This is a genomic window from Streptomyces sp. NPDC023573 (genome assembly GCF_055559735.1).
Genome location: NZ_JBVHKB010000005.1, coordinates 431,421 through 454,800, shown reverse-complemented (window position 1 = coordinate 454,800; position 23,380 = coordinate 431,421). Strand labels below are relative to the sequence as shown.

Sequence of the window (23,380 nt, the reverse complement as noted above, 5' to 3'; positions counted from 1 at the left end):
AGCAAGAGGCAGGTGTTATTTCCCTTATGTCAGCCCCGTGGCACTTCTCGGCCGCTCCCGCCGCACTTCAGCGCTGGTACGGGTTCTGGCCGCCGGGGGGCGCGTAGCCGGGCTGCTGCTGCGCGGTGCCGTGCGGATTGCCGTCCTGGCCGCCCTGGGCCTGTGCCAGCAGCTGGTCGGCCTGCTCCTTCGGTATCTGCCGCTCGCCGCCGCAGAAGGTGCACTGCGTCGCGTACTTCGTGGAGAACGGGAACAGCGGCACGAAGAACAGCGTGAACTTGGTGACCCGCTTGCGCAGCGTGTGCGCCGCGGGGTTGCCGCACCAGCCGCACACCATCGTCAGGACCGCCAGTTGGTAGAGGTAGCCCTTGGTACCGAAAATGATCATGATGTGGTTCCTTTCCCCGTGTCTCCCAGGAGGGCCCGCCGGCAGAGCGCCAGCAGCCTCTCGTCCTCATAAGTGTCGTGACTGCCGTAGCCGCCGTCCATCGCGTTGTGACGGCGTACGGAGAGGAGCTCGGCACGCAGCACCTGTGCCGCGTCCGACCCTGCACCGGCCGGGCCCATCCGCGCCAGACATTCAGCGACCCTGACCCTGACGTGACGGTTCTTCTCCCATGCCGACAGAAGCACCGGAACGGATTCGTCCGCGCGCCCCGAGACCTCCCGGAGCGCGATCGCGGCGTCGACCCGGAGCCACAGCTCCTCGTGCGCCAGCAGGCCCCGCAGCCTCGGAGCCACCGCCTCGGCCCGGCTCCCCAGTCCGCCCAGCGCGCTCACCGCCGCCCGGCAGTCGCGCACCTGCTCCGCCCGCAGCCCCTCGGCCAGTACCGGCAGGACCATGCCCGCGTCGCCCGTGACCGCCCACAGGGCCTCCGCCGCCTCCGTCGCCGTCGCGGTCCCGGGCCGCCGGATCAGCCGCCGCAGCTCCGGAACGGCACAGTGGGCCGCCGGCCCGAACGACCTCAGCGCCCGCAGAGCCGCCGTACGCAGCCACTCGCCCCGGTACTCGGGCGCCCCCCGCAGCACCCGCAGCACCTCCGGAGCGGCCTCACCCGCGCGCAGCGCCGTCAGCCCGGCGAGCAGCGGGCTCGCCCGGTCGTACGCCCCCTCGTCCAGGCCGACCTCGCCGAGCCTGCGCCGCAGCGCCTCCGCGAGAGGGGCCGCCGTGTCCCCCAGGCACCGGATCGCGAATCCCACGTCGTGCGGCACCTCCGGCCGCTCCAGGGCCGCCGCGAGCGCGGGCAGCACCCGGGCGTCACCCAGCCGGGCCAGCGCCTTCACCGCCGAGCCCAGGCCCGGCGGCCCGCTCGCCCACTCCCTGACCCACGCACCCGGGTCCGCCGCCACCCGCGCGGCCAGGGCGTCGGCCGCGGGCGCCGCCAGCCCGAACAGCTCCTCCAGCACGTGCGAGGCGGCCTCGGCGAGCCGCGGCTCGGGATCCGTGAGCTGTACGCCGACGAGCCGCACCAGGCCCTCGTACGAACCGCGCCAGGCCCGGATCAGCCCGCCGCTCATCCGTACGGCGTCGAGGCGCTGCCAGGGGTCCGGGCTGCACAGCTGGTCCGCCAGCAGTGCCGTACGGTCCTCGACACGGTCGTCCAGGCCGACGTGGAGCGTCCGCAGCAGGTCGGCGGCCCACGGGGTGCTGCGGCCGGCGGACTCCTCGGCCGACAGCTCCCGCAGCCGGCCCACCAGCGTCGGTGAGGCGGCCCGGTCCGCCCCGGCGTCGTCACCGCCCGGCGCCCTCGCGGCCGGCGGTTCCGGCCGCGGAGGCCGCGTGCGCAGCTCCCGCAGCAGACCCGACACCACCCGTACGACATCACCGGGCAGCGCGTCCGGGGCGCACCGGGCCAGCTGGGCGAGGGCCGCGAGCCGCAGCCCGGGCGGATACGCCTCGGCGGCGAGCCTGCTCAGCCAGTCGGCCGCCTGCCCCGCGAGCGGCCGGTGGCGCAGCGCGATCCGGCCCGCGGCCTCGACGAGCGCGAGCCGCACCTCGTCGTCCGCCTCCACCGGCAGCCGCTCCCGCAGCAGCGCGAGCACCCTGCCCGGCCGGCCGTGCAGGGTGGCCAGGGCGAGCGGCGCGGCGAGCCGCACGCCCGGGTCCTCGTCGGCCACCAGCTCGAAGAACACCGCGGAACCGGCGGACACGGCGGCCGCGGCCATCGCGTAGTTCGCCACGCCCTCGATCTCGTCCTCGTCCAGCTCGCTCTCGTCGTCCTCGTCCAGGTCGATGCCGCCGATGCTGGTGAGCAGCTCGACTATGCCGCCCCGGTCCCGTGTCCCGGGGTCCACGGCCAGCTCGAAGAGGAACGGGATGCACGCGAGCGTGCAGGCGTACACATCGCCCTGGTGGTGCACCGCGCCGTACATGCCGTCGAGCGCGTTCTCCCGCTCCGCCGGGTCGGCGGACGCGAGTCCGTACAAGAGCCCCGGCACATCGTCGGCCGGGCCGTAGGCATGCTCCATCGAGGCCCAGTCGACCTCGTCGATCCCCGTGAACACGCCACACCCTCCCCGTTTCTTGGTCCCGGACGCGGCGGAGCCGTGCCCGCACAGCAGCGTCTGCGCCGAGTGTGCACCACGCCCAGGCCGATCCACCCTCCACTTGCGGCCTTTCCTTGGCTCGCCCGCCCCGGGCTGTGAGAGCGCTGTGCGCGGCCTGTACCCTCCGCTGCCCTCAGTCCTCCGGCAGGGGCCGGGCCTGCCCGGGATCGGTCAGCGGAGCGAGCAGATCCCCGTGCCTCTCCAGCCGCTCGGTCATGTCGCCGGCGAGGAAGAGGAGATCGCCCGGCGCCCCGCAGGCCTCGATCTCGTCCCAGGTGACGGGTGCGGAGACGGTCGGGCTGCCCTTCGCCCGCAGGGTGTACGGCGCCGCGGTGGTCTTCGCGGCGGCGTTCTGGCTGAAATCCACGAACACCTTCCCCGGCCGCAGCGCGCGCGTCATCCGGTGCACGGCCAGGTCGGGCAGCGCCCCCTGCGCCTCCACCGCCAGTCTCCTCGCGTACGCCGTCACCTCCTCGGAGGGGGTGGGTTCCAGAGGGACGAGCAGATGCAGTCCCTTCGAGCCCGAGGTCTTCCCGTACGAGGACAGCCCGTCCTCCGCCAGCCGCTCCCGCAGCCAGAGGGCGACCGCGCAGCACTCGACGACGCCCGCGGGCGGTCCTGGGTCCAGGTCGAACACCATCCGGTCGGCCACGGCCGGGGCGTCCTGCCGCCACTGATGGGTGTGGAACTCCACCACCAGGTTGGCCGCCCACATCAGCGAAGGAAGGTCCTGGGCGAGCACCTGCCGGGCACCGGGGTCGTCGCTGCGGGGGACCGGGGCCGTACGCACCCAGTCGGGCGTACCGGGCGGCGGATTCTTGGTGAAGAAGCGCAGCCCCTCCGGCCCGTCCGGATACCGCAGGAAGGACAGCGGGCGGTCGCGCAGGTGCGGCAGCATCGCGTCCGCCGCCGTGGCCGCGTAGTAGTGCAGCACCTCGCCCTTGGTCGTACCGGTGGCCGGGTACAGCACCTTGTCGAGATTGCTGAGCGCCAGGCGCCGCCCCTCCACCTCTGTGATCGGCGTCATACGATAAGAATCACATGAAATCGCATGAATGCGGTCGTGGCGGGCGTAAGGGGTGAACGGTGAGGTCCATCTGGAACGGCTCCATCTCGTTCGGTCTGGTCAGCATCCCGGTCAAGCTCATGAACGCCACGGAGAACCACGCGATCTCCTTCCGGCAGATCCACGTCGAGGACGGCGGCCGGATCCGCTACCGCAAGGTCTGCGAGCTGGACGAGGAGGAGGTGCCGGCCTCCGAGACCGTCAAGGCGTACGAGGACGCCGACGGCACGGTGATCCCCGTGACCGACGAGGACCTGGCCTCGCTGCCGCTCCCCACCGCCAAGACGATCGAGATCGAGGGATTCGTGCCGTCCTCGGCCGTCGACCCCCTCCAGCTGGACTCGGCCTACTACCTCTCGGCCAACGGTGTGCCCGCCGCCAAGCCGTACGCCCTGCTGCGCGAGGCCCTCAGGCGCAGCGGCAAGGTCGCCGTCGCGAAGTACGCCCTGCGGGGGCGGGAGCGGCTCGGCATGCTGCGGGTCTCCGGCGACGTGATCGCGATGCACGGCCTCCTGTGGCCGGACGAGATCCGCGCGCCGGAAGGCGTGGCCCCGGAGACCGGCGTCAAGGTGCGCGACGCGGAACTGGACCTGGCGGACGCGCTGATGAACACCCTCGGCGACGCCGACATGGACACGCTCCACGACGACTACCGCGAGGCGGTCGAGGAACTGGTCGCGGCGAAGGCGGCCGGCGAGCCCGTGGCGGAGGAGGCTGCGGAGAAGCCCGAGGGCAAGGTGATCGACCTGATGGCGGCGCTGGAGAACAGCGTGCGGGCGGCGAAGGAGTCGCACGGGGAGGACGGCGACAGCAAGGACGCCGACGTCCACCACATCGGCTCCGGCCGGGGCGGCGGCGCGAAGAGGGCCGGGACGTCCTCGAAGGGGGCCTCCTCTTCCAAGAAGGCGGCACCGAAGAAGGCGGCCCCGAAGAAGACCGCAGGGAAGAAGACCGCAGAGAAGAAGACCGCAGAGAAGCCGACCGCAGAGAAGCCGACCGCCAAGAAGTCGGCGGCGAAGAAGTCCGCAACGAAGAAGACATCCCCCGGCACGCGGAAGCGCTCCTCGGCCTGACGCGTCACCGTGCCGACCGAGGTGCGCTGTCCTCAGCGCGCGGACGCCGGCTTCAGTGAATCCGGCAGCGTGGGCAGGTCCAGTCCGTACGGGTCCCTCTCGATCACGTAGGTGCAGCTGGTATACGAATATCCTGGCGTGACGGTGGATCCGGAGGCGTAACTGTCGGCGGCCGCCGTCGCCCCCGAGCCGTGCTTGTACAGGAAGTGGTAGTCGCCCGCCGGGAGCCGCAGTCGCGACTTGGGGTACGACGTGCCGCTCGCCCCGCAGGCGCCTGCGGCGCCGGTGGCCTCGCTGCTGAACCGCTCGCAGTCGTCGCAGGCCTTCAGCTTCAGCGTGCCGGTGACCGGCCCCGTGTAAAGCACCTCGACGTCGTTGGGGGCGCCGTTGCTGATGACGAGTTCCATGCGGACGCCACCCGGCTTGCCGCTTCCGGGCAGTCTTCTGCCGGCCGAGGGCCGGACCTCGGCTATCTCGGCCGCCGTGGCGATGTCCCGGGCGTGCCGCCCGCGCCCGTCCTCCTCGTAGGTGTCCGCGAAGTCCGTCAGGGTCTGCCGGGCCTCGGCGAACCTCTTGTCCTTGAACTCGTCCACGCCGCAGGAGTACACCCCGTCCCGTACGCCCGCGTCGGCCTGCCGTCCCAGGGAGGGCACGGAGGTCTCGGGGAGCTCCGCGACCAGGGCGCTCGTCCGCCGCAGCTGATCGGTCACGGCGCAGGGCTCGGAGCCCTTCAAGCCGGAGAGCTGCTGTCGTATCGTCCGGCTGACCGCCGGGCCCACCTGTCCGGCCTGCGAGGACTCGGGGAACGTGCGCAGCAGTGTGCCCAGCTCCTTGCTGCCGGAATCAGGCCCCGTGTCCGCCAGGCGGGAGACGCCGCATCCGTACAGCGACTCCGCGAGGGGGGTGTCGGGCCAGCCGGCGAGACCGCCGAGCAGCTTCCGGTCCACCGTGTCGGGGAGTGTGCGCAGATAGGTCAGCGCCTCGACCGCCTCGCAGTGCTTCTTCGCGCGGTACGGCGTGGCGACGGCCTCGTAATAGCTCCTCAGGCGCCCGGGTACGCGGGCGGCGGCGCGCGATCCGGGGTGGTCCTCGACCAGTTCCCGGTAGAGCGTGAGCGCGTAGCGGTAGTCGGGCCCGGAGAGGACGAACGAGCTCTTCGCCGCCTTCGCGACCAGATCGTCGCCTTCCTCCAGACGGTCCAGCAGCTCCTGCTCCACGGCCTCGTCCCGCGCGGAGCCGTAGGCCACCGTTCCGGTGAGCGGGACGGCCAGCAGGAGCAGCCCGAGCACCGCTGCCAGGGCGGGCCGGGGCCACCGGCCGAAGTCCGCGCGCTGGGCGATGCGGGCCGCGTCGGCTCCGGCGAGGACGAGCAGCACGAGATAGGCGGCGACGAGGGCGGCGGGCACCCCGCCCGGGTCCGCGGGCAGCGCGACGAGCAGCAGGACGCCCGTCGCGGCCCAGCTCACCGCCGCCCGGCCCCAGCGGCGCAGCAGGACGTGGCCGAGTCCCAGGCCGGAGAGGCTGAGCAGTCCGGCGGCGACGGACCGCAGCGCCGCCCCCGGGAGCGGTGGGCCGGCTGCCGGAGGCCGGGCGGGAGGCGGTGGAGGCCGGCCGGCACCCCACGTCTGCTCCGGTCCCGGCTCCGGCCCGGCCCCGGGTCTTGGCTCGGACATGTCCGACTGATCACGTGACTCCATCACGGCCCCCCACCGCCGAACCCCGTCAGGTCCCCGGGAAGCTGCCCAGTTTCGTGCCCGTTCACGCGTTCTTGCGGATGTTGGCGCCGGTATGGTCCGGGATGCCGCGACCGGCGCGCACGCTGTCGGAACGCACCGCCGCGCAGTAAGGTGCCGAGTGCCGCGACTGGCGCGTACCCGGAAGGGTGCTCCGTGGAATCGACCACGAGGGAGCGGCACACCCCGGGCATGTCCCGGGGAGTCATCGCCGGAGGCCGTCCGCCTGGGCAGTCCGGGTCCGCGTCGCCCCGTGCGACCGACCCGGGAGGAAACCCGTGGCCGTACAGCCGTCCGATGCCCGCCGCCCCGCTCCGACACGCCCCGCCCTGGCGGTGGCCGACCCGGAACTCGCCGCCCTGGTGGACGCCGAGGAACGGCTCCAGGCGGACACCCTGCGCCTGATCCCCAGCGAGAACTACGTGTCCGCCGCCGTGCTGGAGGCCTCCGGCACCGTCCTGCAGAACAAGTACTCCGAGGGCTACCCCGGTAAGCGCTACTACGAGGGCCAGCAGGTCATCGACCAGGTGGAGACCCTCGCCGTGGAGCGGGCCAAGGCGCTGTTCGGGATGGACCACGCCAACGTCCAGCCCTACTCCGGCTCCCCGGCCAACCTCGCCGTCTACCTGGCGTTCCTGGAGCCCGGCGACACCGTCCTCGGGATGTCGCTGCCGATGGGCGGCCACCTCACCCATGGCTGGGGCGTCTCGGCCACCGGCACGTGGTTCCGGGGTGTGCGCTACGGCGTGCGGCGCGACACCGGACGCGTCGACCTGGACGAGGTACGCGACCTGGCGCGTGCCGAGCGGCCCAAGCTGATCTTCTGCGGCGGCACCGCCGTGCCCCGCGTGATCGACTTCGCCGGCTTCGCGGAGATCGCCCGCGAGGTCGGCGCGGTGCTGGTGGCCGACGTCGCCCATATCGCGGGACTGATCGCCGGAGGTGCGCACCCCTCGCCCGCCCCGTACGCCGACGTGGTCTCGACGACCACCCACAAGACCCTGCGCGGGCCGCGCGGGGCGATGCTGCTGACCCGGGCCGAGCACGCCAAGGCCGTCGACCGTGCCGTCTTCCCCGGCCTCCAGGGCGGCCCGCACAACCAGACGACCGCCGCCATCGCCGTCGCGCTGAAGGAGGCGGCCGGGGCGGACTTCGCGGCCTACGCCCACCAGGTCGTCGCCAACGCCCGTGCGCTGGGCGAGGAACTCGCGGCACGCGGCTTCGACCTCGTCTCCGGCGGTACGGACAACCATCTGCTGCTGGCCGACCTCACGGGCAAGGGCGTCTCCGGGAAGATCGCGGCCAAGGCGCTCGACCGGGCCGGGATCGTCGTCAACTACAACACCGTTCCGTACGACCCCCGTAAGCCCTTCGACCCGTCCGGCATCCGGATCGGCACGCCCGCCCTGACGTCCCGGGGGATTCCGGCCTCCGAGATGGGGGCGGTCGCACAGTGGATCGATCTTGTGGTCGATGCCGCTCGTACAGGTGACGAAACGACCGTTTCCAAGGTCAGGGACGAAGTGCGGACCATGATGGAGGCCTATCCGGCACCGGGTCTCCCTCCGGCCTGACCGGGGCGCCGGAGCAGTCCGGGGCACACAGGGCCCCGACTGCTCCGGAACGCCGTGCTCCCGACTCCGCGCGCCCGCTCTGCGCCCTGTGCGGGGGCCGGCCCGCCGTACAGGCTGGGGAGGCAAGGACGTCGGCGGAGTGAACAGAGGGGGCACGATGCAGGATCTCAAGGTCACGTCATGGCAGCTCTTCGGGCACGACCGGCTCTATGTGAACCTGCCGGACGGCACCGCGATCGGGTGGGCGGACCGGGGCAGCGGCACGATCACCGTCCTGCACCCGCGCTACCGCGACGCCGTGACAGACGCGCTCGCACGCCAGGTCCCGGACCTGCCGGCGCTCGTCGGCGAGGAGGTCCCGGCCGGGCCCCGGACCCGTCCCGCGCCGCCTCCGGTCCCGCGGATCCCGCCGATGCGGGGGATGCGGAAGCGGGGGGCCGCGCAGGAGGCGCCGCCCGTGCGGGGACCGGCGCCCGCGGTGGACGTGGCGCCCGCGCCGGAGGCGGCGCCCGCGCCGGAGGCGGCGCCTGTGCCGGACGTGGCGCCTGTGCCGGACGTGGCGCCTGTGCCGGACGTGGCGGCTGTGCCCGATGCGGTGCCTGTGTCGCAAGCGGTGCCTGTGCCGGAAGCGGTGCCTGTGCCGGAGGTGGTGCCTGCGCAGGAGCGGCGCCGGAGGCCGGCCGTCCTTCCCGCGCTGACACCCGCGACCGACCTGGCGTCGCGCCGGCCGGGCGCCCGACTCCGCGAGCAGCTCGGTGAATCCGGGACCGGCGCGCTCGTGCGTGCCGCCACCGGGGCTCTGCGGCGGCACAAGGACGGGGACCCGCGGCGCGGTGCACTCGCCGGGGAGCGGCGGGTCGGGGCGGAGCTCAAGCGGCTGACCCGGCACGGCTGGAGGGTCCTGCACTCCGTACCGCTGCCGGACGGCACGGAGATCGGGCACCTGCTCATCGGGCCCGGCGGTGTGTTCGCCGTGAGCACCGATCACCGTCCCGGGGCATCGGTGCGGATCGGAGAGGGCACCCTGCGCATCGGCGACGGCACCCCGCAGCCGTACGAGCTCGACGGCCGGCCCGGCGCCCGGCGGGCACGGGCCGCGCTGGAGGCGTACTGCGCCTTCGACGTGCCCGTGCACACCGTGCTGGTGTTCACCGGCGTCACGGCGCTGGAGGTGGCCTCCACGCCGGCCGGCGTCCGCGTCTGCCGGGAGCGCCAGCTGTCCGTCCTCGCCCCGCTGACGGGCGTGTTCACCCCCACCCAGGTGGAGAGGGTCTACGACGTCGCGCGGAACAGGGAGGCCTGGCCGGACGCGTGAGCCCGGGACGCGGCCGGTAGATTCCCCGGTGCTGCCGTAGTGCCAGTACCCGTAGCGCCGAAGGGGAAGCCGCCATGAAGCTCCGCTGTGCCGTGCTCGACGACTACCAGTCGGTGGCGGCCACCGCCACCGACTGGTCACCCGTCGCCGACGACATCGACGTGGTCAGCTTCGCCGAGCACTGCGCGACGGAGGACGAACTCGCCGCCCGCCTGGCCGACTTCGACATGGTCGTCACCCTTCGGGAGCGTGTTCCTTTCCCCGCGACGCTGATCGAGCGGCTGCCCCGGCTCCGCCTGATCGTCGCCTCCGGCATGCGCAACACCTCCATCGACCACGCCGCGGCCGAACGCCACGGCGTCACCGTCTGCGGCACCGCCAGCACGGCGACCCCGCCCGTCGAGCTGACCTGGGCGCTGCTGCTCGGCCTTGCGCGCGGCCTCGTGACCGAGGCCAACTCCCTGCGTGACGGAGGCCCCTGGCAGTCCACCGTAGGAACCGATCTGCACGGGCGCAGGCTCGGCGTCCTCGGACTCGGCAAGATCGGCAGCCGGGTCGCCGCCGTCGGCCGCGCCTTCGGCATGGAGGTGGTGGCCTGGAGCGAGAACCTGACCGCGGAGCGGGCCGAGGAGGCCGGGGCCGTTCTCGCGGCATCCAAGGAGGAGCTGCTGGAGACCAGCGACTTCGTTACTGTCCACCTGGTGCTGAGCGAGCGCACACGTGGGCTGCTGGGAGCGAAGGAGCTGGGGCTGATGCGGCCCGGGAGCTTCCTGGTCAACACCTCGCGGGCGGCGATCGTCGACCAGGACGCGCTGCTCGACGTACTGCGCCGGGGGGCCGTCGCGGGCGCGGGCGTAGACGTGTTCGACGTCGAGCCGCTCCCGGCGGACCACCCGATGCGCAGCGCACCGCGCCTCCTGGCGACACCACACCTTGGCTATGTGTCACAGGCCAACTACGCGGCATACTACGGGGACGCGGTCGAGGACATCCGCGCCTACCTCGACGGTGCGCCCGTGCGCATCCTCGCCTGACGGGAGTCCCACCGCGTGCACACGCCCACCGCCGACGAAAGCTTCCCCGGCATGGTCCGCATACCGGCCGGCACCGTGGATCTCCGAGACGACCGCCGCGGCGCGCGCTGGCAGGAGGAGATCGAGCCGTTTCTGCTCGGCCGCCACCCCGTCACCGTCGAGCAGTACCGTGCCGTCACGGGTACGGGCCACGATCCCGGCACGCCCGGCGCCCGGCCCGTGACGAACGTCAGCTGGCTCGACGCGATCGACGTGTGCAACAGGTTCTCGGCCCGGGCCGGACTGGACCCGGTCTACTCCCGGGACGCCCGCACCGGCGAGGTGACCCGAGACCCGGCCTCCGACGGCTACCGCCTGCCCACCGAGGCGGAGTGGCAGTACGCCTGCAAGGCGGGGACCCCGGGATACCGCTACGGCGACATCGACGCCATCGCCTGGTACGACGGCAACTCCGGCGACCGGGCGCATGACGTCGGCGGCAGGTCCGCGAACCCCTGGGGCCTGCACGACATGCTGGGCAACGTCTGGGAGTGGTGCTGGGACCTCTACGACGAGGAGGTCTACGGCGAGTACCGCACCTTCCGGGGCGGAGGCTGGGCCGAACCGGAGCGCGGCTGCGGCGCCACGGTGCGCCGCCGCAGCCACCCCACGTTCGCGATCGACGACCTCGGCCTCCGGCTGGCCCGCAGCGTGCGCTGACGTCCTCCGCATGTCGCCCCGGCCGTCGGGAGCGCCCGGTGCATCATGTCCGCGTGGATGAGATCTGGACGATCGGGCACTGGACGTGCTCCCAGGAGACATTCACCAGCCTGCTGGAAGCCCAGCGCATCGACGTGCTGGCCGACGTCCGGGCGCACCCCGGTTCGCGCCGGAGTCCGCAGTTCTCCCGCGACGTGATGCGCGAGTGGCTGGAGCGGGCCGGGATCGACTACGTGTATCTGGACGAGCTCGGTGGCCGGCGGCGCAAGCAGGACGTGGACCCCGCCGTCAACGCGGGCTGGCACAACCCGAGCTTCAAGAACTACGCCGACTACACGCTCCTGCCGGCGTACGAGGACGGCATCACCCGGCTGACCGCTCTCGCGGAGCACGGACGTGTCGCCGTGATGTGCGGAGAGCCGGTGCCGTGGCGCTGCCACCGCCTGCTGATCGCGAACACGCTCACCGCCCGCGGCTGGACGGTCCGGCACATCATGGGCGCCGGCTCCGGCGAGCCCCGCGTCCACGAGCTGGGTGCCTGGGGCGCGGAGCCACGGGTCGACGGGCGCGGCCGGGTGACGTACCCGGCGAGGTAGACCCTGCCCCGCCGAGAAACCGTACGGGTGATCGAGTTCAGGTGCGGTACGTTTCTGTCACTCGAAGGGGGCGAAGTGACCAAGCTCAACCAGATCATCGCCGTGGAGAAGGGTGTCAAGAGCAAGTCGCTCCAGGACATCACCGCGGCCCACCACAAGGTGCAGAAACCGGCGCTGCTGGCAGGCATCTCGCGCACGTACCAGCCGAAGGACGAAGAGGGCGAGCAGCTTCCGCCCGAGTCCGCGCGGGTGCAGATCAAGGCCGAGGAGGCGCTGCGTGAGATGTCCGCGTCGCTGACCCGGCTGTTCGACGTGACCGCGACTAAGGACTGGGCCAACTGCTCGGCCCGCGCGGACGTCACCGTGGACGGGCGTACGGTCGTCAGTGAAGTGCCGGTCAGCTACCTGCTCTTCCTGGAGAAGCAGCTCACCGACCTCCACACCTTCGTGAAGAAGCTTCCGGTCCTGGACGCCGCCGAGTCCTGGTCGCAGGACCCCTCGACCGACCTGTGGAAGACGGACCCCGTCCGCACGATCCGGACGAAGAAGGTCCCGCGCAACCACGTCAAGGCCGAGGCGACCGACAAGCACCCGGCGCAGGTCGACGTGTACTACGAGGACGTGCCGATCGGGTACTGGACGACCGTGAAGTTCTCCGGAGCGCTTCCGGCGCGACGGGTGAACGAGCTGCTGGACCGCGTGGAGAAGCTCCAGCACGCGGTGAAGTTCGCGCGCGAGGAGGCCAACGGCGCCGAGGTCACCGACCGGAGGGTCGGGGACGCGGTGTTCGGCTACCTGTTCGGCTGACTTCGCACACCAGGCGGCACACCCCAAGAACGCCCCCGCGCCAATGCCGTGGGGGCTGCGCACCCTGCACGAGGCGGAATTGAGGTCCGCCCCGTGTGACGAGCGCAAGCTGAAACTGAACGTTCAGCCTGAAGACGCGGTAACGGTGGAGGTTCGAGTCCTCCCCCCGGCACCACCTGCCGGGGTGGCCCAACATGGCAGAGGCAGCCGCGATCAATCTCAGACTCTCGCTCCAGCTTCAGTATCGCCGCCGATTGCCAGATCGACCGAGTACGGACGAACACCGTTGAATGCTGGTTCGAATCCGGCCTGCGCCTCTACGCGGCGCGGTAGTTCAAAGGCAGAACGCAACGGTATGACGACTGATCCGCACTCTTAAACGGCGCTGGCAAGCGCAATTGGGTGGCAACCCCAGGGGCCCGGGAGCTGGATACGACTCCCGGGCTCCGCCGCGTCCGGGGGCGGCCGGCGGTGGGACGCGAGTGGCATGCCCCTGAGCGGGCCCTTCGCACCGGCCGTCGCCTAAACTCGGCGAGTCCGGGGCGCACGCGTATCAGGGCGGCGCACACCGGTCACGTGGGGGAGGTGCGGCGCGTGGAGCCGTTGCGGGACGACGACCCGAAGACGGTCGGCGGGTACGCCCTGGTGTGCCGGATCGGGGCCGGTGGCATGGGCCAGGTGTATCTCGGTGAGTCCGCAGCCGGTCATCAGGCGGCCGTGAAGGTCATCAAGGTCTCCGTGCTCGACGAGGACACCCGGGCGCGGTTCCGCTCCGAGGTGGACAGCATGCGCACCGTGTACGGGCCGTTCGTCGCCGGTCCTGGACGAGGGGGAGTACGACGACCTCGACGGCGGCGCCGAAACGATCGCGGGCTACCGCTCGGTCCTTCAGGGTTCGAGCCCCTCCCTGCAGGGCGCACGCAGCTGGGACGAAGAGATGGACCTCGTCGTCGACCAACTACGTGCCCGGCACGACGTCCCCCGCGAGTCGACGGCGATCTGTGTTCCTACGAACGACATGGTCACTCAGCTCGCGGACCGGCTCGCCCGCCGCGGCATCACCCCGACCGAGATCACGCAGGACGGGCCGCGGAACGACCAAGGCGTTCACATCGGCACGATGGACCGGTTCAAGGGGCTGGAGTACCGCTGCCTGGTCATCGCCGGAGTGGCCGAGGGGCTCGTCCCCCGCACCTCCGTGAACGCATGGGAACGCACTGATCCGAGCCGCCACCGGCGTGAACTGCACCGGGCGCGGTCGTTGCTCTTCGTCGCTGCCACCCGGGCCCGTGACGCACTCGCCATCACCTGGCACGGTGAGCCGAGCCGCTTCCTGGCACCGCTGCTTCCTGGACGCTGAGTCCTGCACTCCCAGGACAGTCACGGCTCCAGGTGCAAAATGACCAAGAAGGAGGCCGAAGCGCTGAGGCTCAGGCAGGGTGGGAGATGTAAGTCATAAGCCGGTGGCCGACGGGGCCGAAGCCGGGCGAATCTCGAGCGCGCCGCCCCCGCCCCCGACGAGCGAGCGCCGACGCACGTGTTGTGCTGCACAAGGAGAAGATGTGGCGACAGAGACTTTCAGCATCGACAAGCGGCCCTTGCGGGATCTGTTGGGTCAGGTCGAGGCGGGGAAGATCCAGTTGCCCGAGTTCCAGCGTGGCTGGGTCTGGCCTTGGCCCAACATCGCGAGTCTGCTGGCCTCGGTGTCCCTCAACTACCCGATCGGGACCGTGATGCTGCTCAAGGGCGGTGGGGATGTCCGGTTCAAGTACAGGCCGATCGAGGGAGCGGCCCCGAGTGGGCAGGTGCAACCGGAGTCGCTGATTCTGGATGGCCAGCAGCGGCTCACCTCGCTGTTCCAGTCGCTCGCGATGAACAGCCCGGTGGAGACCCAGGACGAGCGCAAACGCCGGGTGAGCGGCTGGTTCTACGTCGACATGGTCAAGGCGATCGACGAGAACGAGGACCGGGAGGAGGCGATCCGCTTCATCCCGCCCGCGCGCAAGGTGATCAACTTCCGGGGCGAGGTCCTGGAGGACTACTCGACAAAGGAGTTGGAGTACCAGCACCGCGTCTTCCCGCTGCAGAGTCTCTTCGACAACTCATGGGGCGACGGCTTCGCCCGCCACTGCAGTTTCGCACCGGATGCGATGGAGCTCTGGTACCGCTTCCGGGACAGCTTCATCAAGTCATTCGACCTCTACCACTTCCCGGTCATCGAACTCGGCATGGGCACCCCACGTCAGGCGGTCTGCCAGGTCTTCGAGAAGGTCAACACGGGAGGAGTCACCCTCACCGTCTTCGAGTTGCTGACGGCGACGTACGCCGCCGACGAGTTCGATCTGCGGCGGCACTGGCACGAGTGCCGTTCCGCCTGGGAAGCGTCCGAATACGCCCTCCTGAAGGACGTCTCCAACACCGACTTCCTCCAGGCGGTCACTCTCCTCGCCACTGCCGAGCGGCGGCGCCGGGAGGAAGAGGCGGGCACGGACGAGGAGCGGCTGCCGCGCATCGGGTGCAAGCGCAAGGAGATGCTCGTGCTGAGCCTGGAGGACTACAGGCGGTACGCCCCCGATGTCGTCGCCGGCTTCAAGGCCGCCGCCAAATTCCTGCGCCAGCAGTTCGTCTTCGATACCCGATTCCTGCCGTACGGCACGCAGCTCATCCCCCTCGCCGCGATCTTCGCCCTCGCCGGCAAGGACGCGGAGACCGCGGGTGCACAGGAGAAGCTGGCCCGCTGGTACTGGTGCGGGGTGTTCGGCGAGCTGTACGGCGGCACGACCGAGACCCGGTTCAACCTCGATCTCCCCGATGTCGTCGACTGGATCCGCGGATCGACGCAAGAACCTCGTACGGTCACCCAGGCGCAGTTCGCGGCGAGCCGGCTGCTGACCCTGCGGACCAGGCAGAGCGCCGCCTACAAGGGCATTTACGCGCTCCTGCTCAAGGCGGGTGCCGCGGACTGGCGTACGGGGGAGAAGGCGGAGGTGAGCGTCTACTTCGACGAGGCGATGGACATCCACCACATCTTCCCGCAGGCGTGGTGCCAGAAGAACGGACACGAGCGCTCCGTCTACAACTCCATCGTCAACAAGGCTCCCCTGACGGCACGGACCAACCGGGTCATCGGCGGCCACGCACCGTCCGACTATCTGCAGCGGCTCGCCAAGGCGGCCGAGACCAGCCCGGAGAGCGTGGAGCGGCGTATCAGGACACACCTCGCGGACCCCGGGCTGATGCGGGCCGACGATTTCGACGCCTTCTTCGAGGAGCGGCGGAAGGTTCTCCAGGAACACATCGCCACGGCGATGGGCAAGCCTGTGGTCGACGATCACATTCCGGGGCAGCGGCCCGGTGAGGCCATCCAGGCTGCGGAAAACGGGTTTCACGCCGACGTCCCGGTTCCCGTGGAGTCGTGACTCCCCGATACGTGGCCTGACGCCAAGGATGGGGCGGCCGTCCGTCATCACCGGATGCGCCCTGCTCAGCCCAGGCATGGACCCGTTTGACCACCGGCGGTCATGGAGTTCGGAGTGCCGCCGGGCTTCCGGTCCATCCCTAGTGCATACCGGTCGTCGACCGGCCGAGGCCTAGCGAGCCGCTGTTGCGGCTGTCCCGCCCACGTTGCTTTCGTCGAAGCCGGAACGCGACGGTATGACGACTGATCCGCGCTCTTGGACGGGGTCGGCAAGCGCAATTGGGCGGCACCCCCGGGGGGCCAGGGGCCCGGGAGCTGGATACGGCTCCCGGGCTCCGCCACGTCCGGGCCAGATCAAGAAGTGCGTGCCAGCTGCCGCCGGGTACCCGGAGGAGGAATGCCGGTACCTCAGGGCGGGGTTGACCGGGTCGGCGGGGGCGGCACACAATGCGGGACATGACCCCCTACTCGCTGACCTCCGTCGCCCTGCCGATGACGGGGCCTCGCGGCGAGTGTGCTCCACGGTCCACCACCTGTCTGCGCCGCCGCGGCCGTATCGGCTCGCCGCCCGTGCGCATCGGCGTCCACGCGCGCTGACCGGACGTCATTCCGCCCGTCCGCCTCGCGCGACGAAGCCGAATACCCGGTAACACCGGTGTTGTCCCTCCCAGGCCCTTCACGGTCCCACCGTGTCCCGCACCTGCCCGGCAGGCGCGCGGCGCGGGCGTGAACGGCCACCTCATCGCACCGCCGGAGGCCTCGGCCGCTGTCGCGGGCCCCACCCGTCCCTTCGGGCGCCCGCCCCGCCCACCGGAGCCCACGGCGGCTCGCTCTCCGCCAAGGAGGAACCGTATGACCACGATTGCTTCCCCGAACGCGACCGCCACGAACGGCGACCAGCCCTCCTCCACCCCACCCGTCCTGCGTGAGGCACGCATACCGCAGGACGGCATGTACGAAGGGCACCGCGTCCTGGAACGGCTGCCGGCCGATGCGACGGCGAGCCCGTACACCCTCTTCGGCGTCGTCCCCCAGGGCCGCACGATCGGCGCGGAGATCCACGGCCTCGACCTCTCCCGGCCGTTGGAGCCGGTCCTGCGCGAAGAGCTGAACCGTGCTCTGCTGGAGTGGAAGGTGCTCTTCTTCCGGGGGCAGAACCTCACCTCGGCCGCCCAGCGCGACTTCGCCCGCCACTGGGGCGAGTTGGAGGTGAACCCGTTGCTGGCCAGGGGAGACAGCGAGGACGTCGTCCGCTTCGACAAGTCGGCCGGGGCGCCGAAGACGTTCGAGAACGTATGGCACACGGACGTCACCTTCCGCGAGCGTCCGGCTCTCGGCGCCGTCCTGCAACTGCGCGAAGTGCCACCGCTGGGAGGCGACACCATGTGGGCGGACATGGCTGCCGCGTACGACAACCTGCCCCAGGAGGTGAAGGACCGCATCGACGGGGCGAGCGCCGTCCACGACTTCGTCCCCGGTTTCGCACGCTTCCACCGGCCCGAGGAACTCGCCCCCCACCAGGAGGCGTTCCCGCCGGTCGAGCATCCGGTCGTACGCACGCACCCTGAGTCGGGGCGGCGGATGCTGTTCGTCAACACCTCGTTCACGACCCGGATCGTCGGTATCGACCGGGCGGAGAGCGACCGCCTGCTGCGCTTCCTTTTCCAGCAGGCGCACGTACCCGAGTACCAGGTGCGATTCCGCTGGCAGCAGGGCGACATCGCCTTCTGGGACAACCGGGCGACCCAGCACTACGCCGTGAACGACTACGGCCCGCACCCGCGGGTCGCCGAGCGCGTCGCCATCGCGGGGGACCGCCCCTTCTGAGCGACCGGCGGGCGGAGACCGGCGGCCGCCGGACGGCGGGCGCGTCTCCGCGCCCGCCGGGTCGTCACCGTACGTCCCGGTCAGGGGGAGAGCGGCGCCATCTCGTCGACCACGCCCGGGTTCTCGGCGATCCACTTCTCCACGGCCGCTTCCTCATGGCCGGTGCCCTCGTCCTGGATGGCCGCCTCCAGGTCCCCGAGCCGCTCCTCCGACATGTGCCAGTCCTTGAGCCAGCCGTGGAACTCGGGGAACTTCCCCGGGAACGACTTGTGGCCGAGCGAGCGGATCTCGTTCACGTCGCCCCACAACTTCTTGGGGTCCTTGAGCTTGGTCAACTCGTACTTGCTGTACGCCCAGTGCGGCGACCACAGGACGACCGCCACCGGTTCGCGCTTGCGCAGCGAACGCTGCAGCTCCAGGATCATGCTGGGGGAGCTGCCGTCGGTGACCTTGTACTCCTTGTCGAGCCCGTAGCCGGGCAGCACCTCGTTCTTGAGCAGGTTCATCTGGCCGGTTCCGGGCTCGATGCCGATGATCCTGCCGCCGAACTCCTCCGACCTGCCCTTGAGGTCCGCCATCGAGTCGATGCCCTTGACATAGCTGGGCACCGACACCTCCAGCGTGGTCTCGTCGTACCACGGGCCGATGTCGACCAGGTCGTCCTTGTACTTGTCCCAGTACTGCTTCTGAGCGTTGGGGAGCCAGGCGTCGAACTCCACATCGACCTGTCCGCCGGCCATCGCGGTGAACATCGACCCGACGTCGTACTGGTGGATGCTGGGCTCGTATCCGCGCCGCTCCAGAACGTTCTTCCACAGGTAGGTGACGGCCACGTCCTCGTCCCACGGGAAGTAGCCGATGCTGGGAGCCGCGCCTGCCTCCTTCCCCAGGTTCTTCTCGTCCACGTCCCGGCCGTCGTCGTCCGGACCGGAGACGAACTGCAGGCCACCGGCGAGCAGCGCGAGGACCAGCACACCTATACCCGCGAACGCCGTGTTGGGCCTCCACCGCAGGACCTTCCCCGCCCGGAGAGAGGCCGCCCTGGCCAGTGCGCGGCGGCCGAGAGGTGAGATGCGCTGGTTCAGCGCACCGGTCATGCGGTCGAGATACATGGCGAGGATGACCACCGCGAGACCCGCCTCGAAGCCGAGGCCGATGTCCACCGAGCTGATGGCCTGGAAGACGACGGTACCCAGACCGTCGGCACCGACCATGCCCGCGATGACGACCATGGACAGGGAGAGCATGATGATCTGGTTGATGCCGGCCATGATGGTCGGCAGGGCCAGCGGCAGCTGGACGCGCAGCAGAATGGCACGCGGAGGGGCTCCGAACGCTTCCGCGGCCTCCACCAGCTCCTCGTCCACCTGCCGGACGCCGAGCTCCGTCATCCGGATGCCCGGCGGCATCGCGAAGATGATGGTGGCGACGATGCCGGGCACCACGCCCACCCCGAAGAAGGTGATGCCGGGGACCAGGTAGACGAAGGCCGGCATCGTCTGCATGAAGTCGAGCACCGGCCGGAGGGCCGAACTCACCGACTTGTTCCGGGCCGCCCAGATGCCGAGAGGGACGGCGATCACCATGGTGATCGCCGCCGCCACGACGAGAAGCGACAGCGTCTGCATCGCCTTTTCCCACAACTCGATCGAGTTGATCAGGAAGAAGCCCGCGGACGCGAGGAGGGCCGGCACCACGCCCCGCAGCCACCAGGCGATCAGCGCGAGCATCGCCCCCATCACCAGCGCGTCGGGGCCCGACATGACGAAGTACACGCCGTTGTACAAGCCTTGGCCGACGGAGTGCAGGGAGTCGAAGAGCCAGGGCAGCCGGGCTTCCAGGAACTCGACGGTGCTGTTGACGCCGCCGCCTATCTCGAGCCTGATCACGGCTGTCCGCCTTCGTCGCGCCGGTCAGCTCCGGCAGGGCCGGGCCCGTGTACGGTCCGCCCGGCTCCTCCACCGAATGCCCCGTACCTGCCCGGGGGCTCTGTTGTCAGCGTGGTCACGTGTGCCTTTCGCGTCGGCCTGGGCCCCGGCGAAAGAGACATGGCGCCGCCCAGCCCCTCGGCGGTGTGGGACGTTCGGATGCGCGCGGCGCGTGGCCGTGACGGCGCCTCGGCCGGGCGGTCATGTGTCCTGGCAGCCGGGTCCTGGCATGCTGCCGTGCCGTCCGCGCCGGCTGCCTGAAGGGCGTCCGCGCCCGGACAGGGTGATTCGGGCAGCGGCTACCCCATGATCAGGAAGACAAACCGATCGGCGAAGCTTTCGTCGGCAGCCGGGACCCGTCCCACACGCATCCAGGGATCTACGGCGCCTTGCTCGCAGGAGCGGACATGAAAAAGACCCCCTGTTCAGCGTCTCCACTGATCAGAAGGTCTTCCGGAAAGTGCCCCCGGCAGGATTCGAACCTGCGCACCCGGCTCCGGAGGCCGATGCTCTATCCCCTGAGCTACGGGGGCGATGTCGCTGCGCTTGGCGGCGACGAGTGAAACCCTACCAGCTCCGGCGGGGTGTCCGGGAACGGGTTGTTCACGCGTCGGCGCCACCCGCGCAAGGCGGGCGCCCCGGCCCCCCGCGAGGGCGGAAGTGGGCAAAACCCGGACGCAGCTCCTCCGCCCGACCTACCCTCGAAGGGTGTCAGGGGCGTACGGCCGCGTGCTTGTTGTGGACGACAACAAGGTCATCCGGCAGCTGATCAGGGTCAATCTCGAGCTGGAGGGCTTCGAGGTCGTGACCGCGGCCGATGGCGCCGAGTGCCTGGACCTGGTGCACGAGGTCTGCCCGGACGTGATCACCCTGGACGTGGTGATGCCCCGGCTCGACGGAATCCAGACCGCGGCCCGGCTGCGCGCCGACCCGCGGACCGGGCACCTGCCCCTCGCCGTCATCAGCGCCTGCACGCCCTACGAGGTGGACTCGGGGGTGGCCGCCGGGGTCGACGCGTTCCTGGCGAAGCCCTTCGAGCCGAGCGAGCTGGTGCGCATGGTGCGACGGCTCGTGAGCCGGCAGGAACCTGCGCCGTTCGACGGCAGGCGGGGCGCCGGGACGGCCGGGAGCGCGGCCGGCTGAGGGTGTGCCCCGCAAGGTGGCTGCCCGTATGGCGAAACCGGTTGGCGGAGTGCCCCCCTTCCTCCCATACGCTTGTCCCGTGACCCCCGCAGATCTCTCCCGGACCGTGCTGCACGCTGTGCGCCGCGCGGTCGACGAGGACGCCCTGCGCGCGCCGGTGCCCGCGCGTGTGCGGGTGGAGCGGACACGGCCCGGCGGCAGCGGCGACTACGCCTGTGCCGTCGCCCTCCAGCTGGCCGGACCCGCCGCGCTCCCGGCGCGGGAGGTCGCCGCGCTGCTGCGGGACCGGGTCGCCGGCGCCCCCGGGATCGGACGGGTGGATATCACCGGGCCCGGCTTCCTGAACTTCACGCTCGACGCCGCCACCGGCGCCGAGGCCCGCGCCGCCCGCGTCGTCGAGGTCCGCGAGCTGGGCCGCCGGTACGGGCGGGTCACCACGCAGGCCGGCCGCCTCCACCGGCTCCACCACCCCCGCGAGGTCAGGGCCGCCGTCGTAGCCCGGAGCGTGGCTCGCCTCCTGCGCACCCAGGGAGGTCAGGTGATCGTCGGCTGCACCGGTGAGCCCGACCCCCGCTGGGAGGAACTGGGAGTCACGGCCGGCCCGCGGTACGGGGCCGAGGAGAGCACCGAGATCCGCCCCGTCCCCGCCTCCGCCACCGCCGGGGCGCTGCTGGACCGGCTCGGACGCGAGGCCGCGCTCTGGGGGCTCCAGCGGCCCGCCGCCCACGACCACGCACCCCTGGGTGACGATCTCCTCGTCCAGGGGGAGGCCAATCCGCTGTTCCTGGTGCGTTACGCCCACGCCCGCTCCCGCGCGCTCACCCGCGAGGCGGAGCGGCTCGGTTTCACCGCCGGGTACGAGGACGACGTCGACGCGCCCGCGCTGCACGCCGCGCTCGCCGACCACCCCGGCGTGCTCGCCTCGGCCGCGCGCCACCAGGCGCCGGACCGGGTCGCCCGGCACCTCGAAACGGTGGCGCACGCCTTCTTCGACTTCCACGACGCCTGCCCGACGCTCCCCGTCGGCGACGAGAAACCCTCGGCCGCCCACCGCTCCCGGCTGGCCCTTGCCGAAGCCGCCGGGACGGTGCTCGCAGGCGGCCTGTTCGTGCTCGGCATCAGTGCGCCCCGACACCTCTGAAGAGACCTGAGAGAGCAGAGCAGAACGATGAGCCGATCCGCACACCCCGCCGGGCCCCGTCACGCCGACGTCCTCCCCGAAGGCCACTACACCGCCCCGGCCACCGACCTCAACGAGCTGGACCCGAAGGTCTGGTCCCGCACCGTCACCCGTGACGCGGACGGTGCGCTCACCGTCGGCGGGATCGAGGTCGCCCGGCTCGCCGAGGAGTTCGGCACGCCCGCGTACTTCCTGGACGAGTCCGACTTCCGGGCGCGCTGCCGCGCCTGGGCCGACGCCTTCGGGGCGGACGCCGACGTCTTCTACGCCGGCAAGGCCTTCCTCTCGCGCGCCGTGGTGCGGTGGCTCCAGGAGGAAGGGCTGAACCTCGACGTGTGCTCCGGCGGCGAGCTGGCCACCGCGCTGGACGCCGGGATGCCCGCCGAGCGCATCGCCTTCCACGGCAACAACAAGACCGTCACCGAGATCGAGCGGGCCGTCGAGGCGGGCGTCGGACGGATCGTGCTCGACTCCTTCCAGGAGATCGTCCGCGTCTCGCACATCGCCCAGCGGCTCGGCGTCCGCCAGCGCGTCCAGATCCGCGTCACGGTCGGCGTCGAGGCCCACACCCACGAGTTCATCGCCACCGCGCACGAGGACCAGAAGTTCGGCATCGCGCTGGCCGGCGGACAGGCGGCCGAGGCGGTCCGCAGGGCGCTCACCCTGGACGGCCTGGAGCTCATCGGCATCCACTCGCACATCGGTTCGCAGATCTTCGACATGGCAGGCTTCGAGGTCTCCGCGCGGCGCGTCGTGCAGCTGCTCGCCGAGATCCGCGACGAGCACGGTGTCGAGCTCCCCGAGATCGACCTCGGCGGCGGCCTCGGGATCGCGTACACCTCCGAGGACGATCCCCGTGAGCCGCACGAGATCGCCAAGTCGCTCAGCGACATCGTGACCCGGGAGTGCGAGTCCGCGGGTCTGCGGACCCCGCGCATCTCCGTCGAGCCGGGCCGCGCGATCGTCGGCCCCACCGCGTTCACCCTGTACGAGGTCGGCACCATCAAGCCCCTGGAAGGCCTGCGGACGTACGTGAGCGTCGACGGCGGGATGTCGGACAACATCCGCACCGCGCTGTACGACGCCGAGTACAGCGTCGCGCTGGTGTCCCGCAGCTCCGAGGCCGAACCCATGCTCGTACGCGTCGTCGGCAAGCACTGCGAGAGTGGTGACATCGTGGTCAAGGACGCCTTCCTGCCGTCCGACCTGGCCCCGGGTGACCTCATCGCGGTGCCGGCCACCGGGGCGTACTGCCGCTCCATGGCGAGCAACTACAACCACGCCCTGCGCCCGCCCGTCGTCGCCGTGCGCGACGGACAGGCCAGGGTCGTCGTCCGGCGCGAGACGGAGGAAGATCTTCTGCGTCTCGATGTCGGCTGATGAAATTCACATCTCAAAATCCGGACGGGTGGCAGAATCCCCCGTCCGGTGAGTGAGACT

General features: G+C 71.1%; 19 protein-coding genes and 1 tRNA gene. 14 read left to right on the top strand and 6 right to left on the bottom strand.

Going from position 1 to position 23,380, the window contains the following annotated elements; genetic code table 11:
- Window positions 1-67: 67 nt before the first annotated feature.
- The 3 genes from ACZ32T_RS19070 to ligD form a co-directional block, all read right to left on the bottom strand.
- Window positions 68-388, bottom strand: coding sequence for a zinc ribbon domain-containing protein (locus ACZ32T_RS19070; protein WP_467266110.1), 321 nt, complete (start codon window positions 386-388; stop codon window positions 68-70).
- Complete coding sequence (locus ACZ32T_RS19065) at window positions 385-2,505, bottom strand: PBS lyase (RefSeq protein ID WP_467266108.1); 2,121 nt, start codon at window positions 2,503-2,505, stop codon at window positions 385-387. Before ACZ32T_RS19065 ends, ACZ32T_RS19070 begins: the two co-directional genes overlap by 4 nt.
- 175 nt (window positions 2,506-2,680) lie before the next feature.
- The gene (ligD, locus tag ACZ32T_RS19060; RefSeq protein WP_467266106.1) at window positions 2,681-3,574 is read right to left on the bottom strand and encodes a non-homologous end-joining DNA ligase; all 894 of its coding nucleotides are present in this window, start codon (window positions 3,572-3,574) and stop codon (window positions 2,681-2,683) included.
- A 59-nt stretch (window positions 3,575-3,633) separates the two neighbouring features.
- Between ligD and ku the strand changes: the two genes are divergently transcribed.
- On the top strand, window positions 3,634-4,686 hold the full coding sequence (gene ku / locus ACZ32T_RS19055; RefSeq protein ID WP_467367889.1) for a non-homologous end joining protein Ku: 1,053 nt from the start codon (window positions 3,634-3,636) through the stop codon (window positions 4,684-4,686).
- Window positions 4,687-4,718: 32 nt separating this feature from the next.
- On the opposite strand, the gene ACZ32T_RS19050 is transcribed toward ku, so the two are convergent.
- The gene (locus ACZ32T_RS19050) at window positions 4,719-6,359 is read right to left on the bottom strand and encodes a tetratricopeptide repeat protein (protein ID WP_467367887.1); all 1,641 of its coding nucleotides are present in this window, start codon (window positions 6,357-6,359) and stop codon (window positions 4,719-4,721) included.
- Window positions 6,360-6,697: 338 nt separating this feature from the next.
- On the opposite strand from ACZ32T_RS19050, the gene ACZ32T_RS19045 reads away from it, so the two are divergent.
- The 10 genes from ACZ32T_RS19045 (at window position 6,698) to ACZ32T_RS19000 (ending at window position 17,689) form a co-directional block, all read left to right on the top strand.
- Entirely contained in the window at window positions 6,698-7,993 is a 1,296-nt protein-coding gene (locus tag ACZ32T_RS19045; RefSeq protein ID WP_467367886.1) for a serine hydroxymethyltransferase, read from the top strand.
- Between the two features lie 157 nt (window positions 7,994-8,150).
- Window positions 8,151-9,308, top strand: coding sequence for a nuclease-related domain-containing protein (locus ACZ32T_RS19040; RefSeq protein WP_467367884.1), 1,158 nt, complete (start codon window positions 8,151-8,153; stop codon window positions 9,306-9,308).
- 74 nt (window positions 9,309-9,382) lie between these two features.
- On the top strand, window positions 9,383-10,342 hold the full coding sequence (locus ACZ32T_RS19035; protein ID WP_467367881.1) for a D-2-hydroxyacid dehydrogenase family protein: 960 nt from the start codon (window positions 9,383-9,385) through the stop codon (window positions 10,340-10,342).
- A 51-nt stretch (window positions 10,343-10,393) separates the two neighbouring features.
- Complete coding sequence (locus ACZ32T_RS19030; RefSeq protein WP_467368047.1) at window positions 10,394-11,041, top strand: formylglycine-generating enzyme family protein; 648 nt, start codon at window positions 10,394-10,396, stop codon at window positions 11,039-11,041.
- A gap of 53 nt (window positions 11,042-11,094) precedes the next feature.
- Window positions 11,095-11,637, top strand: coding sequence for a DUF488 domain-containing protein (locus ACZ32T_RS19025; protein WP_467367879.1), 543 nt, complete (start codon window positions 11,095-11,097; stop codon window positions 11,635-11,637).
- A gap of 75 nt (window positions 11,638-11,712) precedes the next feature.
- Window positions 11,713-12,444 (top strand): DUF7873 family protein, encoded by a 732-nt coding sequence (locus ACZ32T_RS19020; protein ID WP_467367877.1) that lies wholly within the window; start codon window positions 11,713-11,715, stop codon window positions 12,442-12,444.
- A 937-nt stretch (window positions 12,445-13,381) separates the two neighbouring features.
- Window positions 13,382-13,804, top strand: coding sequence for a 3'-5' exonuclease (locus ACZ32T_RS19015; RefSeq protein ID WP_467266090.1), 423 nt, complete (start codon window positions 13,382-13,384; stop codon window positions 13,802-13,804).
- Window positions 13,805-14,006: 202 nt separating this feature from the next.
- Window positions 14,007-15,863 carry a GmrSD restriction endonuclease domain-containing protein gene (locus ACZ32T_RS19010; protein ID WP_467266088.1) on the top strand — a complete coding sequence of 619 codons (1,857 nt, stop codon included), beginning with the start codon at window positions 14,007-14,009 and terminating at the stop codon, window positions 15,861-15,863.
- Window positions 15,864-16,318: 455 nt separating this feature from the next.
- Window positions 16,319-16,459, top strand: coding sequence for a hypothetical protein (locus ACZ32T_RS19005; RefSeq protein WP_467367875.1), 141 nt, complete (start codon window positions 16,319-16,321; stop codon window positions 16,457-16,459).
- A 354-nt stretch (window positions 16,460-16,813) separates the two neighbouring features.
- Window positions 16,814-17,689 carry a TauD/TfdA dioxygenase family protein gene (locus ACZ32T_RS19000; protein ID WP_467266257.1) on the top strand — a complete coding sequence of 292 codons (876 nt, stop codon included), beginning with the start codon at window positions 16,814-16,816 and terminating at the stop codon, window positions 17,687-17,689.
- Between the two features lie 80 nt (window positions 17,690-17,769).
- Here the strand turns inward: ACZ32T_RS19000 and ACZ32T_RS18995 are convergent, their stop codons facing one another.
- Both ACZ32T_RS18995 and ACZ32T_RS18990 read right to left on the bottom strand, forming a co-directional pair.
- Entirely contained in the window at window positions 17,770-19,578 is a 1,809-nt protein-coding gene (locus ACZ32T_RS18995) for an ABC transporter permease/substrate binding protein (protein WP_467367873.1), read from the bottom strand.
- Between the two features lie 500 nt (window positions 19,579-20,078).
- Window positions 20,079-20,150: transfer RNA gene (locus ACZ32T_RS18990), tRNA-Arg, on the bottom strand.
- Window positions 20,151-20,346: 196 nt separating this feature from the next.
- Between ACZ32T_RS18990 and ACZ32T_RS18985 the strand changes: the two genes are divergently transcribed.
- The 3 genes from ACZ32T_RS18985 to lysA all read left to right on the top strand — a co-directional run bounded on the left by ACZ32T_RS18985 (window position 20,347) and on the right by lysA (window position 23,320).
- A complete protein-coding gene (locus ACZ32T_RS18985) occupies window positions 20,347-20,760 on the top strand; it encodes a response regulator (protein WP_467266082.1) in 414 nt (137 codons plus the stop codon).
- Window positions 20,761-20,839: 79 nt separating this feature from the next.
- Window positions 20,840-21,901 (top strand): ArgS-related anticodon-binding protein NrtL, encoded by a 1,062-nt coding sequence (gene nrtL / locus ACZ32T_RS18980; RefSeq protein ID WP_467367871.1) that lies wholly within the window; start codon window positions 20,840-20,842, stop codon window positions 21,899-21,901.
- A 27-nt stretch (window positions 21,902-21,928) separates the two neighbouring features.
- The gene (gene lysA, locus ACZ32T_RS18975) at window positions 21,929-23,320 is read left to right on the top strand and encodes a diaminopimelate decarboxylase (RefSeq protein ID WP_467266078.1); all 1,392 of its coding nucleotides are present in this window, start codon (window positions 21,929-21,931) and stop codon (window positions 23,318-23,320) included.
- Window positions 23,321-23,380: the final 60 nt, after the last annotated feature.